This window comes from Mycobacterium gordonae (assembly GCF_001417955.2).
Classification (GTDB): Bacteria; Actinomycetota; Actinomycetes; order Mycobacteriales; family Mycobacteriaceae; genus Mycobacterium; species Mycobacterium gordonae_B.
The window spans coordinates 1-16,517 of the sequence record NZ_LKTM01000363.1; the positions used below are offsets into that span (position 1 = coordinate 1).

Below are 16,517 nucleotides of genomic sequence, written 5' to 3' on the forward strand. Positions count from 1 at the left end.
CCGTTGCCGAAAAGCCCTGCCGCACCGCCATTTCCGCCGGTCTGACCGAGCCCACCGGAGCCGCCCCGGCCGCCGTCGCCGAACAGCAGGCCACCGGCCCCGCCGTTACCGCCGGTGCCGTCGATACCGTCCGCGCCGTTGCCGATCAGTGGCCGCCCCAAGAGCGCCAGCGTCGGCGCGTTGATCAGGTTCAGCGCTTGCTGGATCGGCGCGGCGTTCGCCGCTTCGGCGGTGGCGACGTCGACGCGTATACGAAGGACATGCGGCACCCTCTTCCCGATCAGACGACAGCCGACTTCCGCGTGAAAGCGGATGCTAGCGCGGTTGCTGCGACCGGCAACGGGGTTCCGCTAGATCAGTACAACTAGGCCTGTGCGGCGACACCCGGCTCGCCGAGGACGCCGGAACCACCGGCTGCGCTGTGTCCGAACAATCCGGCACCGCGACCCTCGGGCGCGAAGAAACTGTCTCCGCCGCGGAGTGTGTGACCGGCGAGGGCAGCCCCTTCGCCGTGGAGCCAGCCACCGCGGTCGCCCTCCACCACACCACCGGGTTCGGCGTGCGGCACGTGGGCAGTGCCGGCCGGGTGCGCTTCGTTAGCGCCCTTGGCAGGCTGCGCAGCGGATGATCCATTCGCGGCGACGGCCAGCGGGGCGCCGCCGAAGAAGCCCGGGGCGAATGCTTGCGCCGCGCCCGCCTCCGCGGCCGACGCGTCGACAGCGGGCGCACCGGCGCACAACGCGCCCACACCGCCGCCACCGCCACTGCCGAATAGCCCTGCCGAACCGCCGGCCGGTGCCAGAGCGGTAGCCGCCCGCGTGCCGAACAGCGACGCACCGCCGCGGGCGGCGCCCACAGCGGCACCGACTCGGCCGACGTTCATCGACTGTGCGGCGGCGGCCGTGGCCACAGCCGCTTCGGTCGAGGGGGCCGCGCCCTGCTGCATCGGCGTCGCGTTGGCCGCTTCGGCACCTGCATACAGATTGGCGCCCGCGCTCATCAGTTGCACGAACTGGTCGTGGAACAGAGCCGCCTGTGCGCTGAGCTGCTGGTAGGCCTGGGCGTGCGCGCCGAACAATGCCGCGATCACGGCCGAGACGTCGTCAGCTCCGGCCGCCATCACTGAAGATGTGGGTGCTGCCGCCGCCGCGCTGGCCGCGTTGATCGTGGAACCGATGCTCGCCAAATCCGAGGCCGCTGCGGCAACCCACTCTGGACTGGCGAACACATACGACATTCGGCAACCTTTCCCGACCGGTGCTGCGATTCCTAACACGTGTTTAGCACGTGAGATGGAATCGTAGCGCGAGAATAGGTGCCCCAAGCGCACCTCTTTTGCCGACGTCCCCCTTCAGCCGCCGTCAGAGCGTCACGCCGGGCACGCCGGGCTGACCCAGAAGCCCGCCGTCGCCGCCCGGCCCGGGGTCGCCCGGACCGTGGGTGTTACCGCCGTTGCCCCCGTTGCCGATGAAGGTGGCACTGCCGCCTCCGCCGCCGTCACCACCGAAGGCGCCGTTCAGACCCCCGTCACCGCCATGTCCGCCGTTGCCGAACAGCAACCCGCCGTTGCCGCCGAAACCGCCCATGCCGCCCGCCTGGCCCTTGTCCGGGTCCGGGCTGACGGCGGCGTTCCCCGCCTGGCCGCCGTTGCCGCCATTGCCGATCAGTTTGGCGTCCGCCCCTTGACCCGCGTTGCCGCCCTGACCTGCGTAGCCGTAGCCGACGTGTGGACTGGGTTGGGCGATGTTTCCGTGGCCCGCGACTCCGCCGTTACCGCCGTTGCCTCCGTTCTGGCCAGCCGCGCCGGGTGCTCCGTTGCCGCCGTTGCCGAACAGCCAGCCCCCGTCACCTCCGTTACCGCCGGGCGTGGTGGCGTCGGCGCCGTTGCCGATCAGCGGGCGTCCGGTGAGCGCAACGAACGGATCGGTCGTCGCAGCAGCAAGTGCCTGCAGCGGCGACGTGTTGAGAGCCTCGGCAGCGGCGTAGTGGCCTGCGCCCGCGCTCATCAGCGCGACGAACTGCTGGTGAAACGCCGCTGCCTGGGCGCTGACGAGTTGATAGGCCTGGGCGTGCGAACCGAACAGCGTGGCTATCGCCGCCGATATCTCGTCGGCGCCGGCGGCCAGGATCGCAGAAGTAGGCAACGCCGCCGCCGCGTTCGCCGAGCCGATCGCCGACCCGATGCCCGACAGATCGTCAGCCGCGGCCAGCACGTATTCGGGAGTTGCGAAGACCCACGACATCGTCACGGAGCACATGTTTGCAGTCTGTTAGATGGATGTGCAATAAGGCGCTAGAACACCAAAACTCCTGATGGAAGGGGGTTTTTGATCAGTCCGCCGGCCACAGCAGGTAGGTGTCCATGATCCAGCCGTGCCGTGCGCGGGCCTGCGCGCGCAGTGTCACGATCTCGGCGGCCACCGCCCCGACGGTCCCGGAGATCAGCAACTCCTCGGCAGTGCCGAGGTAGGCGCCCCACCAGATCCGGGTGCCGGGCGGACACGTCTGGAACGAACAGTCCGCATCGAGCATCACCACGGCCGCGCCGGACAGTCCGCCCGCGCGCAGTTGACGGCCGGTGGTGATCAGGACCGGCGCACCTATGTCGTTGAGCGGAATGCGGTGCCTGGCGGTCAATGCCTGTATCGCGGTGATGCCCGGGATCACGTCGAAGGTGAAATCCACGTCGGCGGCCACCGCCGCCAGGATGCGCAGCGTGCTGTCGTACAGCGACGGATCACCCCAGGCCAGAAACGCGCCCACGCCGTCGGGCGGCAGTTCCGCGGCGATCGCGTCCGCCCATACCCGGGCCCGCGCGGCGTGCCAGTCGGACACCGCCTGTCGGTAGTCACCACCGGCGGCGCGCTGTGGGTCCTCCAGTTCGACGAACCGGTAACCCGGCTCGCGGATGAACCGCGCGCAGATCTGCCGGCGCAACGCCACCAGATCGCTCTTCGCCTCCCCCTTGTCCATCGCGAAGAACACCTGCGTGTCGTTCAGCGCGTCGATCGCCTGGACGGTCACATAGTCGGGGTCGCCGGCGCCGACGCCGATGACGTGGATGTGACGGGTCATGTCGCTCAAGCTAATTCAGACAGTGGCATTTCTACCCAGGACCGCCGGTACCCGGTACCAAGGGTATTGACTAGCCGGTGTGATCTGCCTAACGTTGGAGCTACGCGATCGAAGGGACGGTCAACGATGACCACTGCGGTGCGCCCGGGCGGGCCCAGTCGTGAAGAATTCTCCGAGCGTCTGCTCAAGGGCTCGGTCAAGAAGTCCTATGAACCTGTCGTGGACATCGACTGGGACGCCCCGCTGGACCCGGACAAGTTCTTCCTGCCGCCGCGGCTGGTGTCCCTGTACGGCACTCCGATGTGGGACGAAATGACCCGCGAGCAGCAGATCGAGCTGTCCCGCCAGGAACTGGTCAACACGCTCTCGGCCGGCATCTGGTTCGAGAACATGCTCAACCAGTCGCTGTTGCGGACCATCCTGCACGAGGATCCCACCAGCCGGTCGACGCACTACAAGCTGACCGAACTGGGCGACGAAACCCGGCACATGGTCATGTTCGGCAAAGCGATCGAGCGGATCGGCGCGAAACCTGTACAGCCCAAGCGTTTTCACCGCTACGTCATCAACGCGCTGCCGCTGGCCTTCCAGCGCGGTTCGATGCTGTGGGTGGCCGCGCTGATCGGTGAGGAGATCTTCGACTCGCTGCAACGGCAGATGATGGATGACCCGGAGCTTCAGCCGATCATCCAGCGGCTCATGCGAATTCACGTCACCGAAGAAGCCCGCCACATCCAGTTCGCCCGGGACGGCGCACGCAAGCGGGTGGCCGAAATGCCGCGCGTCAACCGCTGGTTCATGGCCAATATCAACGGCGTCGGCGGCTACTTCTTCAACTATCTGTTCAGCAACCCGGTGCCTTATGCGCGCACCGGACTGGACCCGATCCGGGCCCGGCGCGCCGCTCGCACCAGCGAGCACCGCCGTGAGATCCAGGTCGCCGGATTCGCGCCCCTGGCAGCGTTTTTGACCGAGGTGGGGCTGATGGGGCGGATTGCCCGCCGGGGCTGGAAGCGCAGCAGGTTTCTGTGAGCACGCCGCATGCGGTGGTGATCGTTGGCGCGGGAATCTACGGCCGCAGCGTGCAGGACGCCCTGCAGGCGTCCGGCGTCCAGGGCATCGAGGTGTGCGACGAGGTACATCGTGCGGCGTTCGACGATGACACCGACAGCTGGGTGCTGCACACCGACAACGACGTCGTCCGGGCCCGGGTGGTGGTGGCCGCGGCGCCGGCGCCCATCGTCACCTGGACGCCAGAACTGCAGGGAAGCTCGGCTTTTCGCGGTGAGTCGTTTCACGCGGGCCAGTGGGACGAGAACTTCCATCCTGCCGGCAAACGAATCGCTGTGGTAGGGACAGACTCTTTCGCCGGCCACCGCCTGAGCCGGCTTCGTGAATCAGCAAGAACGCTGACCGTTTTCCCGCTCGCACCGCGGCGCGTGACCATCGAGATCCAGCGCTGGCCGACCCGCGCCAGGCGCCGGATAGTGCGCAGAACACCCAGCGGACCGCGAGTCGCGCCGACGATCGAGGCCATCACGTCCACCGGCATCCGCACCGTCGACGGCACGGAGCACCCCGTCGACGCCATCATCTACGGCACCGGCTTCACAATTGAGAACGACCCGCCGCTCACCGGGACCGGTGGCCTGACTCTGCGCCAGGCCTGGACCGACGGCATGGAGCCGTTTTTCGGGGTAGCGGTCCGCGGGTTCCCCAACTATTTCTTCCTCGCGGGCCCGGATATCGGTGCCCAGGCCCGGTACATAGCGGCATGCGTGGCAATGATGCGCCGCAGCGGCAGCCGCCGCATCGAGGTGCGCCACAGCAGCCAGCAGGTGTACAACGAACGCGCCCAACTCGCTCCGGTTTCGCCGCCCCCGGCGGAGTCGGCATTCGACCTGTCATCCCACGCGCCGGATTACGAAGACACCTACGACGGCGAAGCGACGCTGGAGATCGGCGGGACCCGCCACCCGGTGCGCGTGCGACTGGTCGGGCACCTGGACCCGCTCGACGGCAACTATCACTGGCAAGGGACTGTCTTCGACGCGGCGGAACTCTCCCGAGCGCGGGTCGGAACGTTGTCGGTGGGCGGGCACAGCGCACCCGCCCGCATCGTGGAGCAGACGCCGTGGGGGACCCATTCGGTGTCCGGCGTCGGGGCACCTCCCTACGCCCGCAACGGCTGACCACCGAAATTCCTGCGTCTGCACCACTCGTACTGCCCGTAGGCTGGAATCTCGCCGATTGCAGGTTGACCGCGCGCACTGAGTGGGTACTACCCCCTCGTGGTGCATGCCGCGGCAGGTGACCAAACGGCGAAAAACGGCATGTGCGGCATTGTGATGGCCGGCGCATCGCGGCCGCCCGGTCCCCTCCCGGGCTTCGCCGGCGGCGCCGCACTTTCGCAAAACGGTGCGCTTGCCCGAAGATAGGTTCTCTTGGCGGCGTTTGACGACGGGGCAGAAGTTCGAGGAGCGGGACATGGAACCGGACGACACGATCGGACTGGCATCCCGATGAGCGCGGTCGCCAAGTCCTCCAGCTCGCTGGCTATGGCATCGCGGACCGAAGATTCGGTGGTTGTGCTGACGGCTGAAGGCGTGCTGGACGCCAAGAACTCCACGGAGCTGCGCGACTGCATCACTAAAGCCACGATCGACGTGCCTGCCGCCGTCATCGTTGATGTCAGCGCACTTCAGGTGCCCGACGAAGCCGCGTGGTCTGCGTTCGTGAGCGCCCGGTGGCAGTTGGACACCCGGCCGGACGTGCCGATCCTCCTGGTTTCTTCCAACCGCGCGGCCCGTGACGCGATCACCCGCAGCGGCGTGGCCCGCTTCATGCCCGTCTACCCGACCGAGAAAGGGGCGATGAAGGGCGTCGCCAAGCTCGGCCGCCGCAAGCTGCAGCACGCGCAGGCCAAACTGCCCGCCAACCTGACCAGTCTGCGTGAGTCCCGCCAGCTGGTGCGGGAATGGCTGACCACCTGGTCTAAGCCCGGGCTGATCCCGGTCGCCCTCGTGGTGGTCAACGTCTTCATCGAGAACGTTCTGGAGCACACCGGCAGCGACCCGGTGATGCGCATCGAGTGCGAGGGGCAGACGGCCACCATCGCCGTATCGGATACCAGCGGCGCACCGGCACTGCGATTGACGTCGCCCTCCAAGGGCATCGACGTCTCGGGACTGGCCATCGTCGAGGCGTTGTCGCGGGCCTGGGGCAGCACCCCGACCTCGTCGGGCAAGACGGTGTGGGCGGTCATCGGGCCGGAGAACCAGCTGTAACGACCCAGGTTCTAATGTCGAGGGACGCAACCCTTCGACGAGAGCAGACGTGACGTGCGGTTCAGCTACGCCGAGTCGATGACCGACCCCGCTTTCTACATCCCGCTGGCCAAAGCCGCCGAGGCGGCCGGGTACCACAGCATGACCATCGCCGACAGCCTTGCCTATCCCTACGAATCCGACTCGAAGTACCCGTACACGCCCGACGGTGACCGCGAGTTCCTCGACGGCAAGGAAATGATCGAAACATTCGTCCTGACAGCGGCTTTGGGGGCGGTTACCACGACGCTGCGGTTCAACTTCTTCGTCCTCAAGCTGCCGGTGCGGCACCCGGCGCTGACGGCCAAGCAGGCCGGATCACTGGCCGCGTTGATCGGCAACCGGGTGGGCCTGGGTGTGGGAACCAGTCCGTGGCCGGAAGACTACGAACTGATGGGTCTACCGTTTGCCAAGCGGGGCAAACGAATTGATGAATGCATCGAGATTGTCCGGGGCCTCACGACGGGGGATTACTTCGAGTTCCACGGAGAGTTCTACGACATTCCCAAGACGAAGATGAGTCCGGCTCCGTCGCAGCCGATCCCGATCCTGGTGGGTGGTCACGCCGACGCCGCGCTGCGACGGGCGGCGCGACTCGACGGCTGGATGCACGGCGGTGGCAGCGACCCGGCCGAGCTCGACCGACTTATCGCTCGCGTCAGGCAGTTTCGCGAGGAGGAGGGCAAGACCGGGCCGTTCGAGATCCACGTCATCTCCGCAGACGCCTACACCGTCGACGGGATCAGGCGCCTCGAGGACAAAGGCGTCACCGATGTCATCGTGGGCTTCCGCTGGCCCTACATCAAGGGACCGGACCTCGAGCCGCTGGACGTCAAGATCCGGCACCTCGAGAAGTACGCCGACAAGGTGATGTCGAAAGTCTAGTTCTCACAGCGGGTCCCATTTCGGGGCGCGCTTCTCGCGGTGCGCCAGCGCGGCCTCGGTGGGATTGTTGGTGAAGCCGGTCAGGATCTGGGTGCGGTTCTCGATCTCGATGGCGTGCCGCAGACTCGGCGCGTCCAGCGCCGCATTGAGCCCGATCTTGGTCTGCCAGACGCCGAACGCGTTGTTCGCGGCGATCTCGCGCGCCTTGGTCAGCGCGGCCGTCATGAGGTCGTCGGGTGCGACCACGTCGTGGACGAGCCTGATGCGGTAGGCCTCGTCCGCGTCGATGATGCGACCGGTCAGCATCAGTTCGCGCGCGACACCGGCACCGACGATCTTGGGCAGCAGATAACTCGTGCCCATGTCCATCGACGAGAAGCCGGCCTTGATGAACACCGAGCCGAACCGCGCATTCTCGGAAGCGATCCGGATGTCGGAATGCAGTGCGAACGCCAGCCCGCCCCCGACCGCGACGCCGTTCACCGCGGCGATCACCGGAATGGGCAGCTCGTACATCCGGAGGTAGAGCTCGGCCAGCCGCACCTGCGCGTCGTAGGTGACCTTGAACGGCGGCGTGGCCGGTTTGACGTCGGTCCAGGCCTGGCCGGTGCCACTCAGGTCGGCCCCGGCGCAGAACCCGCGGCCGGCTCCGGTCAGGATCGCGACCCGAAAGTCACCGTGGCTCAACGTGTTCAGCGCCTCGGCGACCCCGTCGATCAACGATCCGTCGATTGCGTTCAACAGCTTGGGCCGGTTGAGGGTGATGCGGGCGATGCCGTCCTCGAGGGTTTCGAGGGTGACTGCGGGTTCGGGTGCCATACCCGAACGGTAGGCGAGTTCAGCGGGCTTCCAGGTACCGGGCTTACGGTGAGTCCATGGCACGTGCCGACGACGACAGCTGGGACCTGGCCAACAGTGTGGGGGCCACGGCCACCATGGTCGCTGCCGCCCGGGCGGCGGCCAGCCGACGCCACAACATCGTCGTCAACGATCCGTTCGCCGAGCCACTGGTGCGGGCCGTCGGAGTCGAGCTGTTCGCGCGGCTGGCGGCGGGTGAGCTCGACGATGTCGACGCCGAGGGCAACCTGGGCTTCCCGCGGATGATCGACACGTTCGCCGCCCGCGCAAAATACTTCGACGACTATTTCGCCGAGGCCGGCAGCATGGGCGTGCAGCAGTTCGTGATCCTGGCCTCCGGACTGGACTGCCGCCCGTACCGGCTGCCATGGCCCGGCCGCAGCAGGGTGTTCGAGATCGACCAGCCCGAAGTCATCGAGTTCAAGACTTCGACGCTGCGGGCGCTCGGCGTCACCGCCGACGTGGAACACCGCACCGTCGGCATCGACCTCCGCGACGACTGGCCGGCGGCGCTGTTGGCCGCGGGGTTCGACACCGACCAACCTACGGCGTGGCTCGCCGAGGGCTTGTTGATCGGCTTCCTGCCGCAGGAAGCCGAAGTCCGATTACTGGACAACGTCATCGGGCTCAGCGACTCGGGTAGTTGGCTCGCGGCCGACTATGGACAGGTGGCCGGCCGGTCCGCTGCCGATCAGCAGCAGGCGCAGCGGATGACCGATTCGTGGCGCGGGCTCGGGCTCGATATGGACATCGCCGAACTGACCTATCCCGGTGAGCACACCGACGTGGCGGCTCACCTTTGGGCGAACCGTTGGAACACGATCACGTCAGATCTCGCCGAATTATTCAGTGCTGCGGGGCTGGCGCCGTTGGGCGAGGCGGGGGTCAGTGGGCCGGCGCAGTCGATCGGGTTTGTGCGGGCGTCGTCGGGGTAGCGGGGGGATCGGCGACGACACGGACGGTTACGGGACACTCGGGGTCATTACGCCAGCGTGAGGGTTTCATTCGCGTAGTCGACATTAGACATACCCGTTGCCCAGTTCCATCGGCCTTTCAGCCGCGCTGCCGCTTGGCCAGCCACTCCGCCTGCATCACCACCAACCCCAGCACCTCCTGCGCCGGAGTCTCCGGATCCAGCTCGCAATACCGCTTGTACATGTTGACGACCACCCTCTCGCAGTCCAGCCACGACGCGTACTCGCCGAGGTCGATGGCATCGATGGCCTCGGCGAACGACAGGCCCTTCGCATACAGAGCGTCAGTCTGATTGGTGATGTACACGAAATAGTCACGGACGGCACGGATTCCGTCGGGGTCGGTGACGGGCCCGTGCCCCGGCACGACGGTGGGCGCGTCCAGCGCGATCATGGTGTCGCACGCCGCAATCCAATTGGCGATCGGGCCGTTCCACACGATCGGCGTGCAGCCGATGAACAACAGATCCCCGCCGAACAACACACCCGCGTCGGGCACGTGCGCCACCGAGTCGGCCAAGGTGTGCGCGGGACCCAGGTTGATCAGATCGACCCTGCGGCCGCCGACGTCGATACTGAGCTCGGTTTCGAAAGTCTGGTCGGCGTTGCGCACCTTGATGCCGCGGAAGTCGAAGTGCCCGAAGCGGTCCCGCACGAACGGCGTCGCGACCGGGCCGAGGTCGGCGACCTGGATGGTGACCAGCCGGTCCGCGGTGTCGTCGTGCGAGATCTCCTCGGCGGTGCCGGTCGCGGCGATGATCCGGACGCCCGGGTCCAGCAGCTGGTTGCCGTGCGTGTGGTCACCGTTGGAATGCGTGATCAGCGCCTGAGTGATCGGGGCGCCGTCGGTGATGGGCCGCATCGCGTCCAGCATCTCGCGTGTCAGCGGCAGGTCGAACAACGTGTCCACCAATAGCGACGCGCCGTCACCGGCGACCAAACCGGCGTTGCTCCAACCGAACCCGCCGTCCGGCAGCGTCCAGGCCCACACCCGGTCGCCGACCTCGTGCAGTCCGCGCGTGTAGGGCACCTTCGCGCGTGCCGGATTAACACGCACCGCCTCAGCAGCGGCCGCCGGATTCCGACGCGGCGCCAACGGCACCGGCGCCGGCGTGGATCGCACGGTCTGGCGGGTCTCCCCCAGCCCTTGCACCTGAAGAGTCACGACGTCTCCGTCACGCAACCAGCCCGGGAAGGACTCAGGCTCCCTCAGGTGCTCGACGAGGGTGCAGGTGGGCACGGTGCCGGACCCAATGACATCGCCGGGCCGCAACGTCACGCCACGCGAGGCGTAGGAAATGACCTCCCCGAAGGTCCAGTCCATGGTCCCGGTGGATCCGGTCCCGATCACGTTGTCGTTGACCATTGCCTTTACGTCGAGGCGGAGCTTGCCGTCCCGGCGAAAAGGCCCGAGTTCGTCGGGGGTGACCAGCCAAGGCCCCAGCGTGACTCCGCTGTCCTTGCCCTTGGCCTGCCCGATCCGCAGCTGACCTTCCAGCATCTGCAGGTCCCGCGCCGACCAGTCGTTGAAGATCATGTAGCCGATGATCGCCTGCTCGGCCTGCTCGATCGTCAAGTCGCGGCCGGAAACCCCGATGACCGCGGCGATCTCCAGTTCGAAGTCCTGCCAGGCGCTGCCGGGTGCCGACGGCGCATCGTCGTAAGGCCCCAAGACCGTTGCCGGACAGGCGAAGTAAAAGGCCGGTATCCGGTACCAGGTGTCCGCCAGCACCCGGCCGGCACCCGTCGCTTCCTGACAGTTGCGCATGTGGTCCAGGAAGCACAGGCTGTCGCGGATCGACGGCGGCCGCGGGATCGGCGCTGCCAGAGACACATCAGCTAAAGCCACCACCGCCGCCGGGGACGCTAACGCCGCCGCTCCGGCCGAACGCAGGCCATCCGGACCGCCACCGATCAGGTCGAGCAGCGTCGTTCCCGGCGGCAGGGCGTAGATCTCGTCACCGGAGAGCACCCCGGTCCGCTCGCCCTCGGGACTGCGGTAGGTAACCCATTTCATTCGCGCACCACCTCATTCGGATTCTTGTCGGGCCGTAACCCGCGCCAACTGGGCTGGCGGAGCCTGTTGTCCGGCGTCCACTCGCTGTAGCGCACCTCGCCGACCAGAGTTGGCCGCACAAAGGTAACTCCGCGGGCGTCCCGGGCGGGAAGTTTGGCGCTGAACGGCGATTCGTCCGTATGCAGCGGTTCCAGCGTCTTCTTCAGGTTCGCCAGGTCGCGGTCGGTGAAGCCGGTGCCGACCCGACCGGCGAACTGCAAACCGTCCGGGCCGGGAATGCCGACCACCAGCGCGCCGATGCCCCCACCGCGGCCCCCCTCGCCCTGCCGCCAGCCGCCGATGACGACTTCCTGGGTGTTCCAGTGCTTGTCCTTGATCCAGGACGCCGAGCGGCGGCCGGGCTGGTAAGTCGAGTCGCGCTTCTTGGCGACCACGCCCTCCCAGCCGCGCTCGGCCGAATATTCCAGCGCCTGGGAACCGTCACCGGGCAGCAGGTCGGGAACGATGAGATCGCCTGCCTCGCGCAGGGTTTCCAGCAACTGCCGGCGATCGGAGTACTTGGCCCGCAGCAGCGACCGGCCGTCCAGATACAGCAGGTCGAAGGCCCAGAATTCGATGCGGGTGGCGCGCACCCGGTTCTGCATCTGGTGAAAGCTGGGGACACCGTGCTCGTCAAGCGCCACCACCTCGCCGTCGAGCACCACGTGATGATCAGCGAGACTGGCTGCGACCGAACGCAACTGGGGGAACTCGTTAGTGACGTCCCGACCGCTGCGGGAGCGTAGCGCGACGCTGCCATGGTCGGCGTCGACAAGCAGCCGGTACCCGTCCCACTTGCCTTCGAACGCCCACGGGCCCTTCTTCAGACCGGCGACCGAACCGTGCGTCGTGAGCATGGGCGCGAGTCCGTCGAAATCGAAGACCTTCTGGTCCTTCATCCGGTGCGCCAGCCACTGGTCACCATTGGTCTGAATCAGCGCGTAGCGTCCGGAAATCCGGTTGCCGTGCAGAGTGACGATCACCTCCCCCTTCTCCGGACCGTCACGGAATTTCTCAGCCTCGTAAGTGCCGGCGTCCCAGATGATCACCTTTCCTGCCCCGTACTCCCCTTTGGGGATGGTGCCCTCGAAGCCGCCGTACTCCAGCGGGTGGTCTTCGGTGTGCACCGCCAGGTGATTCACCGACGTGGTCTCGGGCAGATTCTTCGGGATCGCCCAGGACACCAGCACCCCGTCACGTTCCAGCCGAAAGTCGTAGTGCAACCGGCGGGCGTGGTGTTCCTGGATGACGAACGTATTGTCATGTCCGGTGCCGGGTTTCGCCGACGGCACCGGCTCGGGAGTCTTGGACGCATCGCGCATGCTGCGGTACTTGCTCAACCGGTCCGCCACTGGTGCGTCCGCGTCGAGTTCGGCGAGCAGGTCTCCGTCGCGTGCTACCCGCTCCAGCACCTCGTCGTAACTGAGCTGGCGCACCTCCGGGTCGTCGAGTTCCTCCCAGGTGCGCGGCGCCGCGACCGTCGGATGTTCGCGCCCGCGTAGCGAATACGGCGCGATGGTGGTCTTGGCGCCACTGTTCTGACTCCAGTCCACGAACACCTTGCCGGCCCGCAGGCTCTTGGTCATGGTCGAGGTGACCAATTTCGGCATGGTCTTTTCCAGTTGTTGCGCAACGCGTTTGGCCAGCACACTGGCGCCGCGGCTACTCACCGGCTCGTCCAGCGGGCTGTAGAGGTGCAGGCCCTTGCTGCCGCTGGTCAGCGGATAGGTCCGCAACCCGATGTCGGCGATCAGGTCCCGCACTTCCCGTGCCACGTCAGCCAACTGCGCCATCGTCACGCCTTCGCCAGGGTCCAGGTCGAACACCAGCCGGGTGGCCGGGCCCGGTTTGAGGCTTTCACCGGCGCGGGTCCACTCCGCGACGAATCGCCACTGCGGGACGTGCACTTCCAGCGCCGCCTGTTGCGCGATCCACGCCAGCCCGTCGACGCTGTCGATGATCGGGTAGGTGGTGGTTCCGGAGCGGTGGCTGACGCTTGCGCGGGGCAGCCAGTCCGGCGCCGAGGAGGCCAGTTGCTTCTCGAAGAACGAATCGTGGTCCACACCGTTGGGCCAGCGTTTGCGGGTGGCCGGACGCCCGGCGACGTGCGGCAGCATCACCTCGGCGATGCCGGTGTAATAGTCGAAGATGTCGGCCTTGGTGGTGCCGGTGGCCGGATACAGCACCTTGTCGGCGTTGGTCAGCTTGACCTGCTGAGGAGACGCCGCGCCCATGCTTCTCAACGTAACGTGTCAGACATGGCGCGTGGGCTGGTCATCGGCGAAGCGCTGATCGACATCGTCGACGGGCGCTCCGAGCATGTCGGCGGCAGCCCGCTGAACGTCGCCGTCGGACTGGCAAGGTTGGGCCGCGACGTCGACTTCCTGACCCACATCGGCACCGATGCCTACGGCCGCACAATCGCTGAATACCTCAAAGAGGCTGGGGTGCAACTGGTCCCGGGCAGCGCTGATGCCGGCAAGACATCGACCGCGATGGCCACCATTGCTGCGGACGGCTCGGCCACCTACGAGTTCGACCTGGACTGGCGACTCGAAGGCACCCCGCCCGTCCCGCCGCCCCTGTTCGTGCACACCGGGTCCATCGCCGCCGTGCGCGAGCCCGGTTGCCTCGTCGTCGCGGCGCTGCTGGATGCCTACCGAATTTCGGCGACCATCACCTTCGACCCCAACGTGCGGCCGTCGCTGATCGCCGACCGCGACCAGGCCCGTCAACGCATCGACAATCTGATCGCCCGCGCAGACGTCATCAAGGTCAGTGACGAAGACCTGCGCTGGCTGGTGCCCGAGCGCGCGCCGTTGGACACGGCGCGCAGCTGGCTGGGCTGTGGACCGGCGATCGTGGCAGTGACGCAGGGCGCCCACGGGGCGTCGGCATTCTGCGCGGCCGGTGACACCGCGGTGCCCGCCAAACCGGTCGACGTCGTCGACACCGTCGGCGCCGGCGACGCGTTCATGGTCGGCCTGATCGACAGCCTCTGGGAACTCGGCCTGCTCGGCGGCGACCGGAAGAATGAGCTACGCGGCATCGGACTCGACCTGCTGACCTCAGCGCTGGATGTCGCGGCCACCGCGTCGGCGCTGACGGTCGCGCGCGCCGGGGCGGACCTACCGGATCGGGCCGCGCTGCGCGCGGGAACTCACCCTCGGGTGTCACCGGGTTACCCGGATACCCACGGGGCATACTGACAAAATGCGCTCCATCTGGAAAGGCTCGATCGCTTTCGGGCTCGTGAACGTGCCGGTCAAGGTGTACAGCGCCACCCAGGACCACGACATCAAGTTTCACCAGGTGCACGACAAGGACAACGGCCGCATCCGCTACAAGCGTGTGTGCGAGGTATGCGGAGAGGTCGTCGAATACAGCCATATCGCCCGAGCCTTCGAATCCGACGACGGCAAGAGTGTGATCATCACCGACGACGACATCGCGACCCTGCCCGAGGAACGCAGCCGGGAGATCGAAGTACTGGAGTTCGTTCCGGCCAGCGAGGTCGACCCGATGTTGTTCGACCGCAGCTACTTTCTGGAGCCCGATTCGAAATCCTCCAAATCCTATGTGCTGCTGGCCAAGACGCTCGCCGAGACGGACCGTATGGCGATCGTGCACTTCTCGCTGCGCAACAAGACACGGCTGGCGGCCTTGCGGGTCAAGGATTTCGGCAAGCGTGACGTCATGGTGATCCACACCCTGCTGTGGCCGGACGAGATCCGCGACCCGGATTTCCCGGTGCTCGACAAAGAGGTGGAGATCAAACCGGCCGAGCTGAAGATGGCCGGGCAGGTGGTGGAGTCGATGGCCGACGACTTCGACCCGGACCGCTACCACGACACCTACCAGGAGCAGTTGCAGGAACTGGTCGACGCCAAACTCGAAGGCGAAGAAGCGTTTACAGTCGAAGAACAACCGACCGAACTCGATGAGACCGAAGACGTCTCCGATCTACTCGCCAAGCTGGAGGCCAGCGTCAAGGCACGCTCGGGCGCCGCGAAGGAACCGGCTGACAAAGAGCCGGCGAAAAAGGAACCGGCGAACAAGGCACCCGCCAAAGCGGCGAAGAAGACTCCGGCAAAGAAGGCTCCCGCCAAGAAGACTGCGGCCAAGAAGGCCGGCACCAAAGCCACCAGCAAATGAGCATCCGGAGTAGGCTCATCGTGCTGCCGACCCCTCGAGGAGTTGCCGTGAAGTTCACTCGATTTGGCGTCGCGCTCAGCCTGCTAGTCGTCAGCGCGCTGGTGCTGTCGGGATGTGGCGGCAATTCCGGGAAATCGGCGTCGTCGTCATCGAGTGCCGCGCCGGTCGTCCCGGTCAACTGCGGCGGTAAGAAGAAGATCCTGGCCGGTGGCTCGACCGCGCAGAAGAACGCGATGGAGCAGTTCGTCTACGCCTACATCCATGCCTGTCCCGGCCACACGCTGGACTATGCCGCCAACGGCTCGGGCGCCGGCATGAAAGCGTTCCTCGGCAACGAAACCGACTTCGCCGGCTCCGACTCCCCGATGAATCCCGACAAGGGCGAACCGGACCGGGCCCGCGAGCGGTGCGGCTCGGCGGCATGGGACATCCCAGTCGTCTTCGGCCCGATCGCGGTGACCTACAACATCAACGGGGTCAATTCGCTCAGCCTGGACGGACCCACCATCGCCAAGATCTTCAACGGCGCGATCACCAGGTGGGACGACCCGGCCATCAAGGCGCTCAACCAGAGCACGAACCTGCCGCCGACGCCGATCCACGTCGTATTCCGCGGCGACCAGTCCGGCACCACCGACAACTTCCAGCGCTACCTCGACGCCGCCTCCAACGGCGCCTGGGGCAAAGGCACGGGGCAGGCGTTCAACGGCGGCGTCGGCGAAGGCGCTGCCGGCAACGACGGTACGTCGCAGGCCATGAAACGAACCGACGGGTCAATCACCTACAACGAGTGGTCCTTCGCGGTGGGGCATCAATTGAACATGGCCCAGGTCATCACCTCGGCCGGCCCGCAGGCGGTCTCGATCAGCGCCGAGACGGTGGGCAAGACGATCGCCGGGGCCACCTTCAAACCCGGCAGCGACACCAACGACCTGATTGTCGACACGTCGTCCTTCTACAAGCCGACCCAGGCCGGCGCCTACCCGATCGTGTTGGTCACCTACGAGATCGTCTGCTCGAAGTATCCCGACAGCCCAACGGGCCAGGCGGTTAAGGCGTTCATGCAAGCCACAATTGGCGACGGCCAAATCGGTTTGGATGAGTATGGATACATCCCGCTGCCCAACTCGTTCCAATCGAAATTGGTGCCGGTCGTCAACGCCATCGCGTGACCTTCGGTGACCGGGA

Annotated in this window: 15 protein-coding genes; 8 read left to right on the forward strand and 7 right to left on the reverse strand. The window is 66.6% G+C overall.

Annotation, left to right across the window (positions count from 1 at the left end; translation table 11 throughout):
• The 4 genes from AO501_RS29600 to cobF all read right to left on the reverse strand — a co-directional run.
• The coding region (locus AO501_RS29600; protein ID WP_419775691.1) for a PGRS repeat-containing protein at positions 1-188 on the reverse strand (188 nt) is incomplete at its 3' end.
• A 176-nt stretch (positions 189-364) separates the two neighbouring features.
• Positions 365-1,237 (reverse strand): PE family protein, encoded by an 873-nt coding sequence (locus AO501_RS40405; protein WP_055581144.1) that lies wholly within the window; start codon positions 1,235-1,237, stop codon positions 365-367.
• A 124-nt stretch (positions 1,238-1,361) separates the two neighbouring features.
• On the reverse strand, positions 1,362-2,243 hold the full coding sequence (locus tag AO501_RS40410) for a PE family protein (protein WP_082658924.1): 882 nt from the start codon (positions 2,241-2,243) through the stop codon (positions 1,362-1,364).
• Between the two features lie 88 nt (positions 2,244-2,331).
• Positions 2,332-3,075: a precorrin-6A synthase (deacetylating) gene (gene cobF / locus AO501_RS29615; RefSeq protein WP_055581146.1), complete on the reverse strand. Its 744-nt coding sequence runs from the start codon at positions 3,073-3,075 to the stop codon at positions 2,332-2,334.
• A gap of 126 nt (positions 3,076-3,201) precedes the next feature.
• On the opposite strand from cobF, the gene AO501_RS29620 reads away from it, so the two are divergent.
• The 4 genes from AO501_RS29620 (at position 3,202) to AO501_RS29635 (ending at position 7,286) form a co-directional block, all read left to right on the forward strand.
• Positions 3,202-4,107, forward strand: a complete 906-nt coding sequence (locus AO501_RS29620) for an AurF N-oxygenase family protein (RefSeq protein WP_055581147.1) — start codon at positions 3,202-3,204, stop codon at positions 4,105-4,107.
• A gap of 227 nt (positions 4,108-4,334) precedes the next feature.
• Complete coding sequence (locus AO501_RS29625) at positions 4,335-5,267, forward strand: DUF4873 domain-containing protein (protein WP_231752656.1); 933 nt, start codon at positions 4,335-4,337, stop codon at positions 5,265-5,267.
• Positions 5,268-5,597: 330 nt separating this feature from the next.
• On the forward strand, positions 5,598-6,362 hold the full coding sequence (locus tag AO501_RS29630; RefSeq protein WP_055581149.1) for an STAS domain-containing protein: 765 nt from the start codon (positions 5,598-5,600) through the stop codon (positions 6,360-6,362).
• 54 nt (positions 6,363-6,416) lie between these two features.
• On the forward strand, positions 6,417-7,286 hold the full coding sequence (locus AO501_RS29635) for a TIGR03619 family F420-dependent LLM class oxidoreductase (RefSeq protein WP_055581150.1): 870 nt from the start codon (positions 6,417-6,419) through the stop codon (positions 7,284-7,286).
• Between the two features lie 3 nt (positions 7,287-7,289).
• On the opposite strand, the gene AO501_RS29640 is transcribed toward AO501_RS29635, so the two are convergent.
• Positions 7,290-8,105, reverse strand: coding sequence for an enoyl-CoA hydratase/isomerase family protein (locus AO501_RS29640; protein ID WP_055581151.1), 816 nt, complete (start codon positions 8,103-8,105; stop codon positions 7,290-7,292).
• A gap of 56 nt (positions 8,106-8,161) precedes the next feature.
• Between AO501_RS29640 and AO501_RS29645 the strand changes: the two genes are divergently transcribed.
• Positions 8,162-9,079 (forward strand): class I SAM-dependent methyltransferase, encoded by a 918-nt coding sequence (locus tag AO501_RS29645; protein WP_055581152.1) that lies wholly within the window; start codon positions 8,162-8,164, stop codon positions 9,077-9,079.
• 118 nt (positions 9,080-9,197) lie between these two features.
• Here AO501_RS29645 and AO501_RS29650 read toward each other — a convergent pair whose 3' ends face one another.
• Together AO501_RS29650 and AO501_RS29655 are read right to left on the reverse strand one after the other, a co-directional pair.
• Positions 9,198-11,135 (reverse strand): fumarylacetoacetate hydrolase family protein, encoded by a 1,938-nt coding sequence (locus AO501_RS29650; RefSeq protein WP_055581153.1) that lies wholly within the window; start codon positions 11,133-11,135, stop codon positions 9,198-9,200.
• Positions 11,132-13,408: an ATP-dependent DNA ligase gene (locus tag AO501_RS29655; RefSeq protein ID WP_055581154.1), complete on the reverse strand. Its 2,277-nt coding sequence runs from the start codon at positions 13,406-13,408 to the stop codon at positions 11,132-11,134. Before AO501_RS29655 ends, AO501_RS29650 begins: the two co-directional genes overlap by 4 nt.
• A gap of 24 nt (positions 13,409-13,432) precedes the next feature.
• Between AO501_RS29655 and AO501_RS29660 the strand changes: the two genes are divergently transcribed.
• Genes AO501_RS29660 through pstS form a run of 3 tightly spaced genes read left to right on the forward strand, consistent with a single transcriptional unit; the run spans position 13,433 to position 16,501 of the window.
• Entirely contained in the window at positions 13,433-14,383 is a 951-nt protein-coding gene (locus tag AO501_RS29660) for a carbohydrate kinase family protein (RefSeq protein ID WP_055581155.1), read from the forward strand.
• Between the two features lie 4 nt (positions 14,384-14,387).
• On the forward strand, positions 14,388-15,329 hold the full coding sequence (locus AO501_RS29665; RefSeq protein ID WP_055581156.1) for a Ku protein: 942 nt from the start codon (positions 14,388-14,390) through the stop codon (positions 15,327-15,329).
• Between the two features lie 47 nt (positions 15,330-15,376).
• Positions 15,377-16,501 (forward strand): phosphate ABC transporter substrate-binding protein PstS, encoded by a 1,125-nt coding sequence (gene pstS, locus AO501_RS29670; protein WP_055581157.1) that lies wholly within the window; start codon positions 15,377-15,379, stop codon positions 16,499-16,501.
• Positions 16,502-16,517 lie beyond the last annotated feature (16 nt).